This window comes from Streptomyces cupreus (genome assembly GCF_014257025.1).
Classification (GTDB): domain Bacteria; phylum Actinomycetota; class Actinomycetes; order Streptomycetales; family Streptomycetaceae; genus Streptomyces; species Streptomyces cupreus.
In genome coordinates, this window is sequence record NZ_JACMSF010000017.1 from 1 (window position 1) to 17,347 (window position 17,347).

The following is a 17,347-nucleotide window of genomic DNA, read 5'->3' on the forward strand; positions in this document are numbered from 1 at the left end:
GGTAGTCGAGGAACTCCCCGTCCACGTACACCCAGGCCCCCTCCACCCGCTCGAACCGGCTCCGCTCATGCAGCGAACCGCCCCGGAAGGACGCCCTGAAGGTCACGGTTCCGGTGGAGTGGAAAGCCGATCCGTCGGTCGCGGCGAGGATGTCCAGACCCGTCCACTTCATCCCCGGATCGAGATCGAGCCGCTCGGGCCTGGTCCGCGGATGCCAAGTACGCAGCAGATACGGCACGTTGCCCTTCACGAAGGCGCTGTACCGGGACCGCATCAGCGCCTCGGCGGTCGGGGCCGCGGCGGCACCCGAGTTATAGCGGCCGCAGCACTTCTCGTACGGCTCGGACAGGCCACAAGGGCAGGCACTCATGCCGACGCTCCCGTGCTCGGCGGATACGGCGGCTTCACCGGCAACGCCGTCACCGGGCTCGGCAGCGGCGGCAGCGCCGTGCCGTACACCCATGCGTCGAACAGCTCCTCCAGCGGCTCGCTCGCGTACCGGGCCGCGTGTGCCGTGAACGTCGTCGTGCTCACCGCACCGCCCCGGTGCAGCGCAGTCCAGCCGCGCAGCATACGGAAGAAGGCGTCGTCGCCCATCGCGCAGCGCAGCGCGTGCACGGTCAGTCCGCCGCGCTCGTAGAGACGGTCGTCGAACATCAGCTTGCGGCCGGGGTCGGCCAGCTTCAGATCCTGCGGCTGCGAGGCGAGCAACCGGTGTGCGGCTGCGGCGAGTTGCTGCGCCGTACGCCCGCCCGAGCGCTCCGACCACAGCCACTCGGCGTACTTCGCGAGCCCCTCGTTCAGCCAGATGTGCCGCCAGTCGGCGATCGAGACACTGTTGCCGAACCACTGGTGGGCCAGCTCGTGCGCGACCAGCCGCTCCGAACCCCGCGCGCCGTCCACATGGTTGGCGCCGAACAGCGACAACCCCTGTGCCTCGACGGGCACATCGAGTTCCTCCTCGGTCACCACGACCGCGTACTCGTCGAACGGGTAGGGCCCGAACAGCTCCTGGAACAGCTCCATCATCTGCGGCTGGCGCGCGAAGTCCCTTGAGAACTGGGGCAGTAGATGCGCCGGGATGTGCCCGTGCTGCGGCACACCCCCCGGTCCCGGGTCACCCAGCAGCAGCGTCTGGTACTTGCCGATCGACAGACCGACCAGATAGCTGGACGTGGGCGCGGACTGCTCGTACACCCAGGTCGTCGTCGACGCCTTCGTCGTACGCGTGAGCAGCCGACCGCCCGCGACCACCGAGTACGCCGAGGGCGTCGTGATGGAGATCTGGTACGACGCCTTGTCGGCCGGGCGGTCGTTGCACGGGTACCAGGACGGCGCCCCGATCGGCTGGCTCGCCACCAGCGCCCCGTCCTCCAGCTCCTCCCAGCCGAGCCCGCCCCAGGGGCTGTTCACCGGCTTGGGGTTGCCCGACCAGTGCACCTCGACGGTGAAGGCGGCACCGGGCCGGATCGCCTTGGCCGGCTTCACCCGCAGCCGCCCGCCGCGGTGCGTGTAGTGCGGCTGCCGTCCGTCCAGACGGACCCGGCCGACCTTGAAGTCGGCCAGGTTCAGCTGGAACTCGGCGAGCGGGGAGCGGCCCGCGATGGCGTTGATCCGGGCCGTCCCCGACAGCCGGTTGGGGCCCGGGCGGTAGTCCAGCGCGAGTTCGTACCGGTGCACCCGGTACCGGGGATCGCCGTGGTCGGGGAAGTACGGATCCGCACCCACGGACTGCTGAACTGCCACTGCTGCGTCTGCTCCCTGCGCTGTGCTCGTACGACGTGCCTCGCCCCCCGACGTCGCACGGGCCGCGCCTACCGCCGCCATGCCTCGATCGGGTTGCCCAGCCAGCGCGTGTCGTCGGGAACGGACTCCGCGGCCATCACCAGCGACGCGGGACCCAGCGTGGTGCGGGCCCCGACCGTGCTGCCGGGCAGGACGATTCCGCCAGGACCCAGCGTCGCGCCCTCACGGAGGACCACAGTATCCGTCCGCAAGATCCGGTCGTGGAAGAGGTGCGTCTGGAGCACACAGCCCCGGTTCACCGTCGCCGCGTCCTCAAGGGTCACCAGATCCGTCTCCGGAAGCCAGTAGCTCTCCACCCACACGCCCTTGCCGATCCGCGCGCCGAGCCCGCGCAGCCACGCCGTCATCAACGGCGTACCCGGCACGGAACCGGCCAGCCACGGCACGGCCAGCACCTCCACGAAGGTGTCGGCCAGCTCGTTGCGCCACACGAAGCCGCTCCACAGCGGATGCTCCCCGCTGCGGTGCCGCCCGACGAGTGCCCACTTGGCGAGGATCGAGACCAGCCCCGCGACCCCGCCCGCCGCCAGCAGCACGACGCCGCCCAGCAGCCAGGCCCAGCCGCCCAGCGCGCACAGCGCGCACAGCGCCGCCACCGTCAGCACGGCCAGCGCCGCCGAGCAGAACACCGGCACGATCCGGCACAGCTCCACCACACCGCGCGCCCACAGCAGCCGCGCCGGCGGGTCGTACGTCCGGCTCTGGTCGCCGTCGCTCGCGCTGCGCGGCAGCTTCACCGGCGGCAGCCCCAGGTACGAGGTGCCCTTCTTGGCCTTCTTCGGCGTCGCCGACAGCACCCCGACCAGACCGTCGTCCGGCACGCTCCGCCCCGGCGCCGTCATCCCCGAGTTGCCGAGGAACGCCCGCCGCCCGATCTCCGCCCGCCCGATCCGCACCCAGCCGCCGCCCAGCTCGTACGGAGCGGTCAGCGTGTCGTCGGCCAGGAAGGCGCCCTCGCCGACCGTGGTGAGGCTCGGCAGCGCCAGCACGGTGGACACCTCGGCGCCCTTGCCGATCCGCATCCCGAGCAGCCGCAGCCACACCGGCGTGACCAGACCGGCGTACAGCGGGAACAGCGTCTCCCGAGAGCGGTCCATGAGCTGCGTGACCGTCCAGGCCTGCCAGCCGACCCGGCTGTGCGTGGCGTACGTGCCCTCGCTCAGCCCCAGGCCCAGCAGCCGTACGGGGACCAGGATCAGCAGCGCGTACATCAGCCCGAAGGCCAGCGTCGCCGGGACCAGCGCGAGCGCGGCACCCGTGAGGGGCGCGTCCGCGTCGACGAACGGGTACGCCACGGCCAGCGCCGCGGCGCCGGACACCACCGGAAGCGCGCTCAGCGCCAGACCGCTCACGCCGTACAGGCCCCGCCAGAAGGCGCCCCGGCGCGGCCGGTCCTTGGGCCAGTTCCGCTTGGCCTTGCCCAGCTTCACCGCGGGCGCGCCCGCCCAGCGCTGACCGGTCGGGATCTGCCCGGTCACCGCGGAGCCCGGCGCCACCTCGGCCCGCTTGCCGACCCGAGCGCCCGGGAAGAGCAGGCTGCGCGTGCCGACGACGGCATGGGCGCCCACCTTGACCGGGCCGATCTCCAGCCGGTCGCCGTCCAGCCAGTACCCGGACAGATCCACCTCGGACTCGACGGCCGCGCCCCGGCCGAGCTTCAGCATGCCGGTGACCGGCGGCAGCGAGTGCAGATCGACGTCCTGGCCGACCTTGGCGCCCAGCGCACGGGCGTACCGCTCCAGCCAGGACCCGGTCAGCGAGGTCGCCCCGCTGAACTCCGCGAGCCGCTCGGCGGTCCACAGCCGCAGATGGACGCTGCCACCGCGCCGGTACCGCCCTGGCTGCACGCCCCGCAGCAGCAGCCGGGCCCCGCCCGCGGCGATCCCGAGCCGCCCCGGCGGGCTGAAGAGCACCAGCCCACCGGCCACGACCAGCCACCAGGGGGCGGTCGGCAGCCAGGAGTACGCGGTCAGGACATTGCCCAGCGCGGCCAGCGGCACCATCCAGCGCAGCCCGAGCAGCGTGAAGAGGGGCAGCAGCACAAGGAGCTGGACCGCCTGCGCACGCTTCGGCACCGGGGTGATCGTCCGCCGGGAGCCGTCGTCCTGCGCGGACTCCTCCAGGTGCCGGGCCAGCTTCCGCAGTGTCGGCTGCTGGTAGATGTCGAGGACGGCCGCGCTCGGGTAGCGGGTGCGCAGCTTGGTGGTGAGCTGGGCGGCGGCCAGGCTGCTGCCGCCGATCGCGAAGAAGTCGTCGCGCGCGCTCGTCACCGGGATGCCGAGGACTTCCGTCCACTGCTCGGCGAGCCACGCCTCGGTGCCGTAGAGCTGCTCCGCCTCGGGCGTTTCGAGGTTCTGCAGCGGCCACGGCAGGGCATTGCGGTCCACCTTGCCGCTCGTCCGCGTCGGCAGGTCCCCGACCGGTGCCAGCAGGGGCACCAGCGCGGCGGGCAGCTCGGCGCGCAGCTTCTCGACGGCGGCGGCGTGGTCCCAGCCGTCCTGCGTGACGACGTACCCGACGAGGAGCTGGTTGCCACTGCGGGCGGTGCGTACGGCGGCAGCGGCGCCGGCGGCCCCGGGCAGCGCCTGGAGCGCCGCGTCCACCTCGCCCAGCTCGATCCGCCGCCCGCCCAGCTTGATCTGCTCATCGGCCCGCCCGAGGAAGATCAGCCCCTCCCGCTCCGCCTTGACCAGGTCACCACTGCGGTACGCCCGGTCCCAGCCCAGGGACTGAAGCGGCGCGTACTTCTCCGCATCCTTCTCGGCGTCCAGATACCGGGCGAGCCCGACCCCGCCGATCACCAGCTGACCGCTGCCGCCCATCGGCACCGGCTCCCCGGCGTCGTCGACGACGGCCAGCTCCCAGCCGTTCAACGGCAGCCCGATCCGGATCGGCTCCTCGCCGGACATCAGCGACGCACAGGCCACGACGGTCGCCTCCGTCGGCCCGTAGGTGTTCCAGACCTCGCGCCCCTCGGTCACAAGACGCTGCGCCAGCTCGGGCGGGCAGGCCTCACCACCGAAGATCAGCAGCCGTACCTCGTTGAGGGTGTCCGGCTCCCAGAGCGAGGCCAGCGTGGGCACCGTGGAGACGACGGTGATCTCCTGCTCGACCAGCCACGGCCCGAGATCGGCGCCGCTCCTGACCTGCGACCGGGGCACGGGCACCAGACAGGCCCCGTAGCGCCAGGCCAGCCACATCTCCTCGCAGGACGCGTCGAAGGCGACCGACAGACCCGCCATGACCCGGTCACCCGGCCCGATCGGGTCCTCGGTGAGGAACAGCGCGGCCTCGGCGTCCACGAACGCGGCGGCGTTCTCGTGCGTGACGGCCACGCCCTTGGGCTTGCCGGTCGAACCGGAGGTGAAGATGATCCAGGCGTCGTGCTCGACACCCGGCCGCCCCGCGGGGGCCTCGGACCTCCCGTGGGCGGTGATCTCGTGACCGGCCCCGATCACGGCCCGGACATCCGCCTCGCCGAACACCAACTCGGCCCGCTCGTCCGGGTCCTCCGCGTCGACCGGCACATAGGCGGCACCGGCCGCGAGGACGGCCAGGATGGCGACGTACAGATCATTGGTCCCGGACGGCACCCGCACGCCCACCCGGTCGCCGAGGCCCACCCCGGCGTCGGCGAGCAGCCGCCGTACCCGCGCCACCTCGACGGCCAGCGCACGGTAGGTCAGCCGGGTCGTCCCGTCGTCCAGAGCGAGCTCGTCCGGGTACGACCGGACGGAGGCGTCGAGGATGTCGACGAGGGTGCGTGGAGAGGCCGCCGGGCCTCCGGAGAATCGTGCCTTGTCACCGAACCGCTCGCGGATCTCGTCGTCGAGCAGACCGAGAGCGCTGCTCTCGTGTATGGCTGCCATCGGGTCCTCGCGTCTCGATCCCGGAAGCCTCCGGGGCGCCGGCGGGCCCGCAGGGTTGCCTGGGGTTGTCCGGTCCAGCTCCGTAACAAGCCGGAAATTTTAGTACGACGCTAGGTCCGACCCCTTCGGACTGCCACCCGGGACCGATCTTCCGGACCGTCCGGGTGACATGGGCACGGCGGTGACCTGGCGTTTTGCGGAGGCGGGAGAGATGCCCCACACAGAGCGCCAGGTCGACTCCGGTGCGTGTCTACCGGGCAGAACGCTTGATGAACGTCAGCGCGGTGTCCGCGACTTCACGCCAGCCGTGATCGATGGTCAGCGCATGACCGCGGCCCGGCATCTCGACGATCTCCGTCACCGCGTGCTCGTTGTGCAACTGCTTCTTGTACGAGGCGTTGGCGATGGCCCACGGGACGGTGTTGTCCTTCTCGCCCGAGATGATCAGCAGCGGCCCCCGGCCCTCCGCGGTGGTGTCGACCTTCACCTCGGTCCACGGGTTGAGGTTGGCAGCGGCCGCCTGGAACAGCGGCTCGCCCGGCGTCGGCACCGCGAAGGTGTCGTACAGCTCGCGCGCCTCCTCCTCGCTCACCGCGTTGGCGAAGGAGTAGCGGAACTGCTCGAACGTCAGCGGCACCGCACGGTGGAAGTTGGCGGGGTTGCCGAGCACCGGCCGCGCCGCGCGCAGCGAGGACAGCGGCAGCGGCAGCACTCCGCGGAACGGCGCCGGGTCGATGGCCACCGACGCCTGGGACAGCGCACGCCCGGCGATGATCTGGGTGATCAGACCGCCGAAGGAGTGTCCGACGACGACCGGCTTGCGCTCCAGCTTCCCGATCAGATCGCAGAAGTGCTGTGCCACCTGCCCGACGCTCTTGCCGGCGAACACCTCGGGATGCGCCTGCGCCTCCTCGACGGTCGCCGGGTCGTCGGGCCAGCCGGGCGTGACCGGCGCGAACCCGGCCTCCTCGAAGACGGCTGCCCACCGGTCCCAACTGGTGGGCAGCAGCCACAGGCCGTGCACGAACACGGCGGGGGTGCGGCCGGAGGCGTTGGCCCGCTCGATCTGGGCCAGATCGCGGGCGTAGGAGGCCGCGGAGTCGGGCGATGACATGGTCGTACTCCTTGGAGGCGAGGGCGGCGGTGTGCCGGGCTCCGGCACCGTAGGCCCGTCTGCCGGGGCCGAGTTGACTCGCCGTGCACGCGCGCGTGCCCCGGTGCGCACGACCGGGAGGAGTCCGTGGGAAACGCGAAGTGCCGGTCGGGATCGCTCCCGGCCGGCACTCGACTGCTGTATCAGCTGGTGTCCGAGGGGGGACTTGAACCCCCACGCCCGATAAAGGGCACTAGCACCTCAAGCTAGCGCGTCTGCCATTCCGCCACCCGGACAAGGTGTCTGTCGTGCGGGGTTTCCCCCGCGGCGACGAAGGAAACATTACCAGGCTTCCGAGGGTGGCCGATCACCCCCCGTCCCGGCGTGAACGGCGTGTGACGGGCGGGGGCGCTCTTGGGCCACGGCCCGTCACAGGAGGAGGATGAAGAGGACCACCAGCAGTGACAGCGGGAGGAACCAGCGTGAGCGGGACGGACACGGCCAGGAGCGTCACCGGCGAGGACGAGGTTGTGGACCTCTGCCGCGAGCTGATCCAGATCGACACCAGCAACTACGGCGACCACTCGGGCCCGGGCGAGCGCAAGGCCGCCGAGTACGTGGCCGAGAAGCTCGCCGAGGTGGGCCTGGAACCGCGGATCATCGAGTCGCACAAGGGACGCGCCTCCACGGTCGCCCGGATCGAGGGCGAGGACCCCTCGCGGCCCGCGCTCCTCATCCACGGCCACACCGACGTCGTACCGGCCAACGCCGCCGACTGGACCCACCACCCCTTCTCCGGCGAGATCGCGGACGGCTGCGTGTGGGGCCGCGGCGCCGTCGACATGAAGGACATGGACGCGATGACGCTGGCCGTCGTGCGCGACCGGCTGCGCAGCGGCCGAAAGCCGCCGCGCGACATCGTGCTCGCGTTCCTCGCCGACGAGGAGGCGGGCGGCACCTACGGCGCCAAGTACCTGGTCCAGAAGCACCCGGACCTCTTCGAGGGGGTCACCGAGGCGATCGGCGAGGTCGGCGGGTTCTCCTTCACCGTCAACGAGAAGCTGCGGCTGTACCTGGTGGAGACCGCCCAGAAGGGCATGCACTGGATGCGGCTCACCGTCGACGGCACGGCGGGCCACGGCTCGATGACCAACGACGACAACGCCATCACCGAGCTGTGCGAGGCGGTCGGGCGGCTCGGGCGGCACAAGTGGCCGGTCCGGATCACCAAGACCGTACGGTCCTTCCTCGACGAGCTGTCCGACGCGCTCGGCACCGAACTCGACCCCGAGAACATGGACGAGACCCTCGCCAAGCTCGGCGGCATCGCCAAGATGGTCGGCGCGACCCTCAAGAACTCGGCGGCGCCCACCATGCTCGGCGCCGGCTACAAGGTCAACGTCATCCCCGGCCAGGCCACCGCGCACGTCGACGGGCGCTTCCTGCCGGGTCACGAGGAGGAGTTCCTGGCCGACCTCGACCGCATCCTCGGCCCGCGGGTGAAGCGGGAGGACGTGCACGCCGACAAGGCCCTGGAGACCGACTTCGACGGCCGGCTCGTCGACGCCATGCAGGGCGCCCTGAGCGCCGAGGACCCCATCGCGCGGGCCGTGCCGTACATGCTCTCCGGCGGCACCGACGCCAAGTCCTTCGACGATCTCGGCATCCGCTGCTTCGGCTTCGCGCCGCTCCAGCTGCCGCCGGAGCTGGACTTCGCGGGGATGTTCCACGGGGTCGACGAGCGGGTGCCCGTGGAGGGACTCAAGTTCGGCGTGCGGGTGCTCGACCGGTTCCTCGACGCGTCGTAGGACCCGCCCCGAATTGGCCCACTGAAACGAAACTTCAACAATCGTGCGCCCGTGCGGAATTGACTGAGAAGAGTGAATGCGACCATAAGCTCGTAGCTCCATTACTTCCTCCTCGTTACAGATCATGCGATCCGCTACTTGGGATCGCATTGCCAACAAGGAGGAATAATGATCAAGAAGGTCGTCGCCGCTGCGGCTGCCACCGGTGGTCTCGTTCTCGCGGGTGCGGGTATGGCCGTCGCCGATGCCGGTGCCCAGGGTGCCGCCGTGCACTCCCCGGGTGTCCTGTCCGGCAACGTGGTCCAGGTTCCCGTGCACGCCCCGGTGAACGTGTGCGGCAACACGATCTCCGTGATCGGGCTGCTGAACCCCGCCTTCGGCAACACCTGCGTGAACAAGTGACGTTGCCTTTCTGAGGTTTCGTACGACGCCGTCGGTCCCGGAGTGCGTGCCATGCGCTCCGGGACCGACCGGTCTTTTCGTGTTCGGTCTTGAGGGGGAAGGCAGGGAATTCAGCAATGCGACAGGTCACCCGCAAGGGCCTGATGACCGTGGCGGCCGCGACCGGTGTGCTCGCCGCCGCGGGAGGGACCGCCCAGGCCGATTCGGGCGCGAGCGGCTCCGCCTCGCACTCGCCCGGAGTGCTGTCGGGCAACACGGTCCAGGCGCCGGTGCACGCACCGGTCAACGCCTGCGGAAACACGGTCAACGTCGTCGGGATCCTGAACCCGGCGGTCGGCAACACCTGCGTCAATGAGGGGGGCGAATCCGGGGGCGCGCACTCCGGCGGTCACGCCTCCCATTCGCCCGGCGTGGCATCCGGCAACCATGTCGAGGTGCCGGTCCACGCGCCGGTCAACGTCTGCGGCAACAGCGTCAATGTCATCGGGGTCGGCAACGGCACCACGGGCAATGACTGTGAGAACGGCGGATCCGGCGGCGGTGGGTACGAGAACCCTCCGGGATCGCCGGAGCAGCCGGGGAATCCGGGAGGGCCGGAGAACCCGGGCAATCCGGGGAATCCGGGGAATCCAGGGGGCCCGGAGAACCCCGGCAACCCCGGGAACCAACCCGGCAATCCGAACAACCCAGGTGATCGCGACGATCCGGATGGACCGCCCCGCTCCGCAACCCCGTCCACCCCGGGTGAGGTGACGCCCGACGGCACCGCGCGGGCCGACCGGCCGGGAGGCCGGTCGGTCACCGAGCCCGAGGGCCTCGCCCAGCTCGCCGCCACCGGCAGTGAGCTGCCGCTGGGCCTCGCCCTCCCCATGGGCGCGGGCGCGCTGCTGGCGGGCGCGCTGCTCTACCGCAAGGCGCGGGCCTCGGCCTGAGATGCCGCGCACAACGGAGCGGGCCCCGCCGTCTCGGCGGGGCCCGCTCCGTCTCCGTCCGCTCTCACCACGTGGCGCGCACCTGGCGGATGATCCTCCGGCGCAGCCGCACCTTGCGGCTTCCGTCGCGCAGCAGGCTCAGGCGGTCCAACTCCCAGTGTCCGTACTCGGCATGGTCCGTCAGCAGTCGGGTGGCGTCCTTGCGGGAGACCCCGCGCGGTACGTACACGTCGACAAATTCGTATTCCGGCATCGCATCTATTGTGCGGGCTGGGGCCCGGTACGGATAGCGTCTGCACTATGTCTGATGCTGCGCAGCCCACCGCTGCCGAGGTACGCGCCGCCGCCGAGGCGGTCAAGACCGCGCTCGACCGCCATCTCGCCGCGGTCGAACGCAGGTCGGGTGAGGACGACCCGGCCGTCTACGAGGCGTTCAACCAGCTGGCCACGGCCGCCGAGGCGTACGACGAGCTGCTCTACGACCGCTACGACGAGGTCACGCCCTTCGAGATCCCCGGTACCGAGGACGGCCTGCCGCCGTACACCGGCCCCGAGGAGCCGAACGCGCTGAGCGTGCTGATCCGCCGCGACTACGCCGTGGTGGAGCCGCAGCGGCTGCTGGCGCAGGCGCAGCGGGTCGAGGCGGCGGACTACGACGAGGGCACGGACGGGGAGGCCTCCGGCTCCGTCCACGGGGCGCTGGGCATTCTGTTCGGCGAGTTCGAACCGGACGAGATCGCCTCCCGGCACAAGGAGTTCGGCCTGGAGGAGGGCGACTCCACGCTGTGGGTGACCGCCGCCGACGAGCCGGCCGACCCCGGCGACTGGCTGGAGGCGCCGTTCGAGCAGATCGATCCGCAGCGGGTGGTCTGCCGCTTCGACGTCAGCGCGGTGTTCGACGACGAGCTCGACGTCGAGGATGCCGACGACGGGCCGGACGACGACCTCGACGCGGAGCTGGAGGACGACGAGGACCTGGAGCCGCTGGACGCGGAACGCTGAGCCGAGTCCGTACGGCAGGGAGGGCGGCGCCCCGGAGCGGGTTGCCGCCCTCTGTGCGTGCCGCTACTGGCCCTCCGCCGGCACCTGCGGCGCCAGGAGCGCCGGCAGCCGGGTCGTCCGGGGCTTCGCCGGGACCTCCGCCACGGCCCGGGGCAGGGCCTGCTCCACGCCGTGCACGACGGACAGATGCCGCTCGGCCCGGCCGAACGCCGTGTACACCCAGGGTCTGCTGAGTGCCCCGGCCGCATCACCGGGCAGCACGACCACGACCGCGGGCCACCGGCCGCCCACCGCCTGATGCGCGGTGAGCGCCCAGCCGTGCCGCACGGACTGCTCCACCCGCTCCTTCGGTACGACGACGTCCTCGCCCGCGCAGGACAGGTGAAGCCCGTCGGCGTCGGCCTTGACCACGCGGCCCGGCAGCGTACGTCCGGGCGCGGGGGAGTAGGCGATCCGGTCACCGGGGTCGAAGCCGCCGAAGCGGCCGGGGCCGGGGTTGAGGCGCTCCTTGAGCGCGGCGTTCAGCGCGCGGGTGCCGGCCGCGCCGCCGTGGCCCGGGGTGATCACCTGGGTGTCCTCGGCCGGGACGCCGATCGCCCGCGGAACCGAGTCGGCGACCAGCTGCACGGTCCGGTGCACGGCCTCCCCGGCGTCCCGCACGGGCACGATCACGACCTCCTTGCCGGGCGCCTCGACCTGGGTCAGCTCGCCGACGCCGATGCCCGAGACCAGCTCGCCGAGCGGCCCCGGGTCCGGCCGCCGGGAGGCGACCTGCGGACAGATCCGAGCGGCCAGCAGATCCGCGAACACCCGCCCGGGCCCCACGGACCACAGCACCCCCGGATCACCGGCCAGCACCAGCCGAGCACCGTCCGGCAACGACTCCGCGAGCAGCGCGCCCGCCTCGATGTCCAGCTGGGGCGCGTCCAGCACGACGAGCAGGTCGAGATCCAGCGCCCCGTCCGCGTCCCGCCCCGGGCCCTCGACGCCGGAGAGCAGCCCGGCCACGGTGGCGATGCCGGAACCTTCGGCGGGGGAGCGCTCGGCCGGCGTGGCGTCGCCTGTTCCCTCCTCCAGCAGCGCCGCGAACCGGCCCCGGCCCAGCGGACTGTGGGCCGCGGCCCAGGCGCGCAGCCCCAAGCCCCGCGCCGCGCGCAGCAGTGCCGCCGGCTCGGCGAGCGAGGCCGCGCCGCCGGTGTGCAGCACCAGCGTGTGCCCGGCGACCGCGCGGATCAGCTCGCCCGCGGAGCCACCGGCAGCGGCGGCGGCCTCGTCCCACGCCTGCGCCGAACCGTCCTGCTTGGGCACGGAGTTGATCAGCCGGCCCAGACCGTCGGCGAGGCTCTCCTCCGCGAGGGCGTACCGCTCAAGACCGACGAGGACACGAACAGGCCGCTCCTCCTCGTCGCCCTCCTGGGCCGTCGCCTCTTCGTCGAGGGCGTCCTGGAAGGCCAGCGCCTCCCCCTCCGCCAGGGAGCCCTGCACGGCGGCATCGGGATCCGGCACCCCCTGCCGGGCCAGCGCGGCGGTGAGCGTCGGCATCTCCAGGGCCGTATGCCCCGCCACGGCCGCCTGCTCCAGCAGCCAGACGGTCAGCGCCCGCCCCCGCCGCTCGTCGTCCGGACCGCACTCGGCGCCCAGCAGCGCCCGCGCGAACCCGTCGGCCTGCTCGGGCCGTACCCCGCCGACCCGCAGCAACAGCCAGGGATCCGCCCGCAACCGGTCGTCCGCGCCCTCCCCGAGCACGGCCGTGACCTGCGCCGCGAGCGGCGCCGGGGCGCCTCCCTCGGCCAGCACCAGTCGTACGCCCTCCACGGCCTCGGGCGCGGCCGCCACCGGAGCGGCCTCGGCCACCACGGGCTGCGCCCGCCGCACCGGCTCCGGGGCCGGCCGCCGGGGTGCGGGCTCGGGCTCGGCGAACACGGTGGCCGCGGGCTTGGCCCCGCTCTCCACGGCCCGTACGGCCGCCAGCAGATCCGCGGCCGTCCCGCTGAGCTTGGCCCCGGCCTCGACGGGCCCCGCCTTCTCGGCCTTGCGCCGCTCGATCCGCTCCCGCTCGACCCGCTGCGCCGCCAACTCGGCCTCGGCCTCGGACAGCTTGCCCGTGTCCTCGCCGCCGGCCTCGGACGTGGGCTCGGCACCTTCCACCGCGGGCTCCGCGCCCTCAGGCGTCCCCGGTCCGGCGTCCCCGGTGGTCTCGGGCTCCGTGCTCACAGCGTGCTCCAGTCGTGATCGGGATAGCGGTGCACGGGCGCCGACACATCGTCGAGCGCCCGGCAGATCTCGTCAGGAAGACTAAGGGCCTCCACTGACAATGCCGCCGTGAGCTGCTGCGCGTTGCGCGCGCCGACGATGGGCGCGGCGACGCCCGGCCGGTCCCTGACCCAGGCGAGGGCGACCTGGAGCGGGGTCACCGCGAGCCCGTCCGCCGCGGTCCGCACGGCGTCCACGATCCGGCTCGCCGTGTCGTCGAGGTACGGCGCGACGAACGGCGCCAAGTGCTCCGAGGCGCCCCGGGAGTCGGGCGGTGTGGCGTCCCGGTACTTGGCGGTGAGCACCCCGCGGCCGAGCGGCGAGGAGGGCAGGAGCCCGATGCCGAGGTCCAGCGCCGCGGGCAGCACCTCGCGCTCGACGCCCCGCTGCAGCAGCGAGTACTCCATCTGCGTACTGGCGAGGCGGGTCCGCGTGCCCGGCGCGGCCAGCTGCCAGGTCGCGGCCTTGGCGAGCTGCCAGCCGCAGAAGTTGGAGACTCCGGCGTACCGCGCGCGGCCGCTGCTGACCGCGATGTCGAGGGCGTGGAGGGTCTCCTCCAGCGGGGTGTCCGGGTCGAAGGCGTGGATGTGCCACAGGTCGACGTAGTCCGTGCCGAGCCGGGCGAGCGAGGCGTCCAGGGCGGAGAGCAGATGCCCGCGGGAGCCGTCGAACCGCCGGTCCGGGTCCGGCACACTGCCCGCCTTGGTCGAGATGACCAGGTCCCGGCGCGGCACCAGCCCTTCTATGAGCTGTCCGAGCAGATACTCGGCCTCCCCGTCGCCGTACACGTCCGCCGTGTCGACGAGGGTGCCGCCGGCCTCCCAGAACGTCTTCAAGAGGTCCGCGGCGTCATGGTCGTCGGTGTCCCTGCCCCAGGTGAGGGTGCCGAGTCCGATACGGGACACACGAAGGCCGGTGCGGCCGAGATGCCTCTGCTCCATGGACGCCGAGATTACTGGCCAGAACCTGCCCCGTGGGGGCCTGTGGATAACCAGTTCTCCCGTCAACGACTTGAGTGTCCGTGCCGCACTCCACCCTCCCCGCCACGCCCTTCACCGCGCTAAGGTCTCGGCAACAGGGACGTTACTGATCAGTAAGGGGAATCGGCCATGCAGCTCGGGATCAACCTCGGCTACTGGGGTGCCGGAATGGACGGGGACAACCTCGCCGTCGCCCAGGAGGCCGACCGCCTCGGCTACGCCGTCTGCTGGGCCGCCGAGGCCTACGGCTCGGATGCCGCCACCGTGCTCAGCTGGGTCGCCGCCAAGACCGAGCGTATCGACGTCGGTTCGGCGATCTTCCAGATCCCGGCCCGCCAGCCGGCGATGACCGCCATGACCGCCGCCACCCTCGACTCGCTCTCCGGCGGCCGCTTCCGCCTCGGCCTCGGCGTCTCGGGACCGCAGGTCTCCGAGGGCTGGTACGGCGTCAAGTTCGACAAGCCGCTCTCCCGCACCCGCGAGTACGTCGAGATCGTCCGCAAGGCGATGAGCCGCGAGCGCCTCAGCCACGACGGCGAGCACTGGACGCTGCCGCTGCCCGGCGGCCCGGGCAAGCCCATCAAGCTCACCGTGCACCCCACCCGCGAGCACATCCCGCTGTACATCGCCGCCATCGGCCCGAAGAACCTCGAACAGACCGGTGAGATCGCCGACGGCGCGCTGCTGATCTTCCCCTCCGCCGAGCACCTGGAGGACACCGCGATCAAGTACCTGCGCGCGGGCCGCGAGAAGGCCGGCAAGACGCTCGACGGCTTCGACGTCTGCCCGACCGTGCCGCTCGCCCTCGGCGACGACAAGGACGTGACGGCCCTCGCCGACACCTTCCGCCCCTACACCGCCCTGTACGTCGGCGGCATGGGCAGCCGCAAGCAGAACTTCTACAACCAGCTCGCCCAGCGCATGGGCTACGAGAAGGAAGCCGCCGAGATCCAGGACAAGTACCTCTCCGGCGACAAGCAGGGCGCCGCGGCCGCCGTACCGCACGACCTGATCGACTCCACGACCCTGCTGGGCTCGGTCGACCGGATCGCGGACCGGATGAAGGCCTACGCGGCGGCCGGAGTCACCACCCTCACCCTCGCCCCCGCGGGCTTCACCCTGGACGAGCGCCTCGCCTCGCTGCGCGCCGGCACCGAGGCCCTGGAGCGCGCCGGACTCGCATAAGAGCCTGCCGGAAGTTTCTGCGGCCGTGGTGGGGGCTCGGGGGTCTTCCCCGCCACGGCCGTCACGCAGAACAACGCGCCCGGGGCCGCGTGGTTACGCCCCCGTCGTGACCCCGGCCGTCCTCCTTTTGGCGGAGTTGTCCGACACAACTGTTGCAGCACCCCTCGCGCCGCATTTGACTCGTTCTTTGCGGAGTCCCGCGGAGTCCCGCAGAGAGGTGCTCACGATGCTTTCGGCCAAGAGTCTGTTCCAGGAGATCCTCGACAACGACGAGTCCTTCGCCCTGTTCTGCTCCATCGCCGCGAGCGGGGAGTCCCAGGGCGGCTGGGAGAACGCCCGCATCGCCGCGCTCGTCCCGGACGGCGAGCGCGAACTGGCCCCCAAGATCACCCGCCACGGCGCCGACGAGGACAAGCACGGGCGGATCTTCAACGCCCTGATGAAGAAGCGCGGCCTCGAACCCGTCCCCGTCCCGCCCGAGACCGACTACACGATGCTTCTGGAGCGGCACGGCATCGGCCTGGCCCACGAGAAACTCAAGGGCGAGGAGCGGCTCACGGTGCAGGACATCGTCACCTACCTCGCCCACAGCAGGGTCACCGAGCAGCGCGCCTCGGAGGAGATGGAGCTGCTGCGCAAGCACTTCGCCGACCACCCCGACATCGGGCGCGCGGTGAAGATGATCTCCAACGACGAGGACAACCACCTCGCCTACTGCCACGAGGAGCTGCTGCGCTTCGCGTACGCCGGGCACGGCCACGCGATCCAGCAGACGCTCCGGGAGTGCGCGCTGGCGGAGATCCGGATCTACCGGGACGTCAGCCTCGCCGTCATGGCCCACATGGGACGCATCCTCGGCTGGCCGCGCGCGAAGTCGGCGGTGCTGGCCGCGGGCATCCATGGCGTGTACGCCTGGGAGCGGGCCGCGGGCTGGCGGCGGATGGTGTCCCTGAAGATGCCGGAACGGCGCGACGCGCTGGGCGGTCCCGCGACCTCGGCCCCCGAATTCGCGTAACTACAACCAACCCCGGCTCTTGAACAGCCTGAACAGCAAGACCTCCAGGGCGGCCATGCCGGCGATCAGCATCGGATACGACCACACCCAGTGCAGCTCGGGCATGTGGTCGAAGTTCATGCCGTAGACCCCCGCGATCATCGTGGGGACCGCGGCCATGGCCGCCCACGCGGAGATCTTCCGCACGTCGTCGTTCTGCCGCACGCTCATCTGCGCCAGATGCGCCGAGAGGATGTCCGACACCAGCCGGTCCAGCCCCTCCACCGACTCGTTCACGCGCGTGAGGTGGTCGTTGACGTCCCGGAAGAAGGGCTGCGCCTTCTCGTGCACGAAGGGCACCCGGACGCCGAAGAGGCCGTCGCCCGCGAGCCGGGTCAGGGGCTGGGCGAGCGGACCGGTGGCCCTGCGGAACTCCAGGATCTGGCGCTTGAAGTTGTAGATCCGGGACGCCGTGTGCCGCGAGCCCCCGCTGGTCGGCGAGAACACCTCCGCCTCCAGCTCCTCCAGGTCGGTCCCCAGCTCGCCCGCCACCTCCAGATAGTGGTCGACCGCCGCGTCGGTGATCGAGTACAGCACCGCCGTGGGACCGTGCCGGAGCATCTCGGGCTCCTCCTCCAGCCGGTGCCGCACGGCTGCGAGGGGAGACTCCTCGCCGTGCCGCACGGTGACCACGAAGGAGTCCCCGAGGAAGATCATGACCTCGCCGGCCGAGACGGTGTCGCTCCTCGGCTCGTAGCCCACCGGCTTGAGCACCATGAACAACGAGTCGTCGTAGACCTCCAGTTTGGGCCGCTGATGCGCGTTGAGGGCGTCCTCGACGGCCAGGGGATGCAGCGCAAACTCCTCCGTGACCTGGTTGAACTCCTTCTCGGTGGGCTCGTACAGGCCGATCCAGACGAAGGCGTTGCCCGACCTGCGGCAGTCGTCCAGGGCGTCGGAGAGATCGGCGGGCCCCTCCGTACGGCGTCCGTCGCGGTAGATGGCGCAGTCGACGATCACGGA

14 protein-coding genes and 1 tRNA gene are annotated in these 17,347 nt (G+C 71.7%); 6 read left to right on the forward strand and 9 right to left on the reverse strand.

Annotated elements, in window-relative coordinates; all coding sequences use genetic code 11:
- From H4N64_RS17505 to H4N64_RS17525, 5 genes are all read right to left on the reverse strand, one after another.
- Positions 1-370 (reverse strand): YchJ family protein (locus H4N64_RS17505; RefSeq protein ID WP_186283274.1); only part of this gene is annotated, 370 nt, incomplete at its 3' end.
- Positions 367-1,746, reverse strand: a complete 1,380-nt coding sequence (locus tag H4N64_RS17510) for a M1 family aminopeptidase (protein ID WP_186283275.1) — start codon at positions 1,744-1,746, stop codon at positions 367-369. The genes H4N64_RS17505 and H4N64_RS17510, both read right to left, overlap by 4 nt.
- Before the next feature lie 68 nt (positions 1,747-1,814).
- Positions 1,815-5,675, reverse strand: a complete 3,861-nt coding sequence (locus H4N64_RS17515) for a Pls/PosA family non-ribosomal peptide synthetase (RefSeq protein ID WP_186283276.1) — start codon at positions 5,673-5,675, stop codon at positions 1,815-1,817.
- Positions 5,676-5,925: 250 nt separating this feature from the next.
- Positions 5,926-6,789, reverse strand: a complete 864-nt coding sequence (locus tag H4N64_RS17520; RefSeq protein WP_186283277.1) for an alpha/beta hydrolase — start codon at positions 6,787-6,789, stop codon at positions 5,926-5,928.
- Between the two features lie 187 nt (positions 6,790-6,976).
- Positions 6,977-7,064, reverse strand: a tRNA-Leu gene (locus H4N64_RS17525).
- 186 nt (positions 7,065-7,250) lie between these two features.
- On the opposite strand from H4N64_RS17525, the gene H4N64_RS17530 reads away from it, so the two are divergent.
- The 3 genes from H4N64_RS17530 (at position 7,251) to H4N64_RS17540 (ending at position 9,910) form a co-directional block, all read left to right on the forward strand.
- Positions 7,251-8,576 carry a M20/M25/M40 family metallo-hydrolase gene (locus H4N64_RS17530; protein ID WP_186283278.1) on the forward strand — a complete coding sequence of 442 codons (1,326 nt, stop codon included), beginning with the start codon at positions 7,251-7,253 and terminating at the stop codon, positions 8,574-8,576.
- A gap of 168 nt (positions 8,577-8,744) precedes the next feature.
- Entirely contained in the window at positions 8,745-8,978 is a 234-nt protein-coding gene (chpH, locus tag H4N64_RS17535) for a chaplin ChpH (protein ID WP_186283279.1), read from the forward strand.
- A 116-nt stretch (positions 8,979-9,094) separates the two neighbouring features.
- Positions 9,095-9,910 carry a chaplin gene (locus H4N64_RS17540; protein ID WP_186283280.1) on the forward strand — a complete coding sequence of 272 codons (816 nt, stop codon included), beginning with the start codon at positions 9,095-9,097 and terminating at the stop codon, positions 9,908-9,910.
- Positions 9,911-9,974: 64 nt separating this feature from the next.
- Here H4N64_RS17540 and H4N64_RS17545 read toward each other — a convergent pair whose 3' ends face one another.
- Positions 9,975-10,163: a DUF5703 family protein gene (locus H4N64_RS17545; RefSeq protein ID WP_030053310.1), complete on the reverse strand. Its 189-nt coding sequence runs from the start codon at positions 10,161-10,163 to the stop codon at positions 9,975-9,977.
- A gap of 47 nt (positions 10,164-10,210) precedes the next feature.
- Here H4N64_RS17545 and H4N64_RS17550 point away from each other — a divergent pair, with 47 nt between their 5' ends.
- A complete protein-coding gene (locus H4N64_RS17550; protein ID WP_186283281.1) occupies positions 10,211-10,912 on the forward strand; it encodes a hypothetical protein in 702 nt (233 codons plus the stop codon).
- 63 nt (positions 10,913-10,975) lie between these two features.
- Here the strand turns inward: H4N64_RS17550 and H4N64_RS17555 are convergent, their stop codons facing one another.
- Positions 10,976-13,126 (reverse strand): helix-hairpin-helix domain-containing protein, encoded by a 2,151-nt coding sequence (locus H4N64_RS17555; RefSeq protein ID WP_186283282.1) that lies wholly within the window; start codon positions 13,124-13,126, stop codon positions 10,976-10,978.
- On the reverse strand, positions 13,123-14,106 hold the full coding sequence (locus H4N64_RS17560; RefSeq protein ID WP_186283283.1) for an aldo/keto reductase: 984 nt from the start codon (positions 14,104-14,106) through the stop codon (positions 13,123-13,125). The genes H4N64_RS17555 and H4N64_RS17560 overlap by 4 nt, the downstream gene beginning before the upstream one ends.
- 168 nt (positions 14,107-14,274) lie before the next feature.
- Between H4N64_RS17560 and H4N64_RS17565 the strand changes: the two genes are divergently transcribed.
- Together H4N64_RS17565 and H4N64_RS17570 are read left to right on the forward strand one after the other, a co-directional pair.
- Positions 14,275-15,330: an LLM class F420-dependent oxidoreductase gene (locus tag H4N64_RS17565; RefSeq protein WP_186283284.1), complete on the forward strand. Its 1,056-nt coding sequence runs from the start codon at positions 14,275-14,277 to the stop codon at positions 15,328-15,330.
- 226 nt (positions 15,331-15,556) lie between these two features.
- A complete protein-coding gene (locus H4N64_RS17570; RefSeq protein ID WP_186283285.1) occupies positions 15,557-16,345 on the forward strand; it encodes a ferritin-like domain-containing protein in 789 nt (262 codons plus the stop codon).
- Here H4N64_RS17570 and corA read toward each other — a convergent pair whose 3' ends face one another.
- On the reverse strand, positions 16,346-17,344 hold the full coding sequence (gene corA, locus H4N64_RS17575; protein ID WP_186283286.1) for a magnesium/cobalt transporter CorA: 999 nt from the start codon (positions 17,342-17,344) through the stop codon (positions 16,346-16,348).
- Positions 17,345-17,347 lie beyond the last annotated feature (3 nt).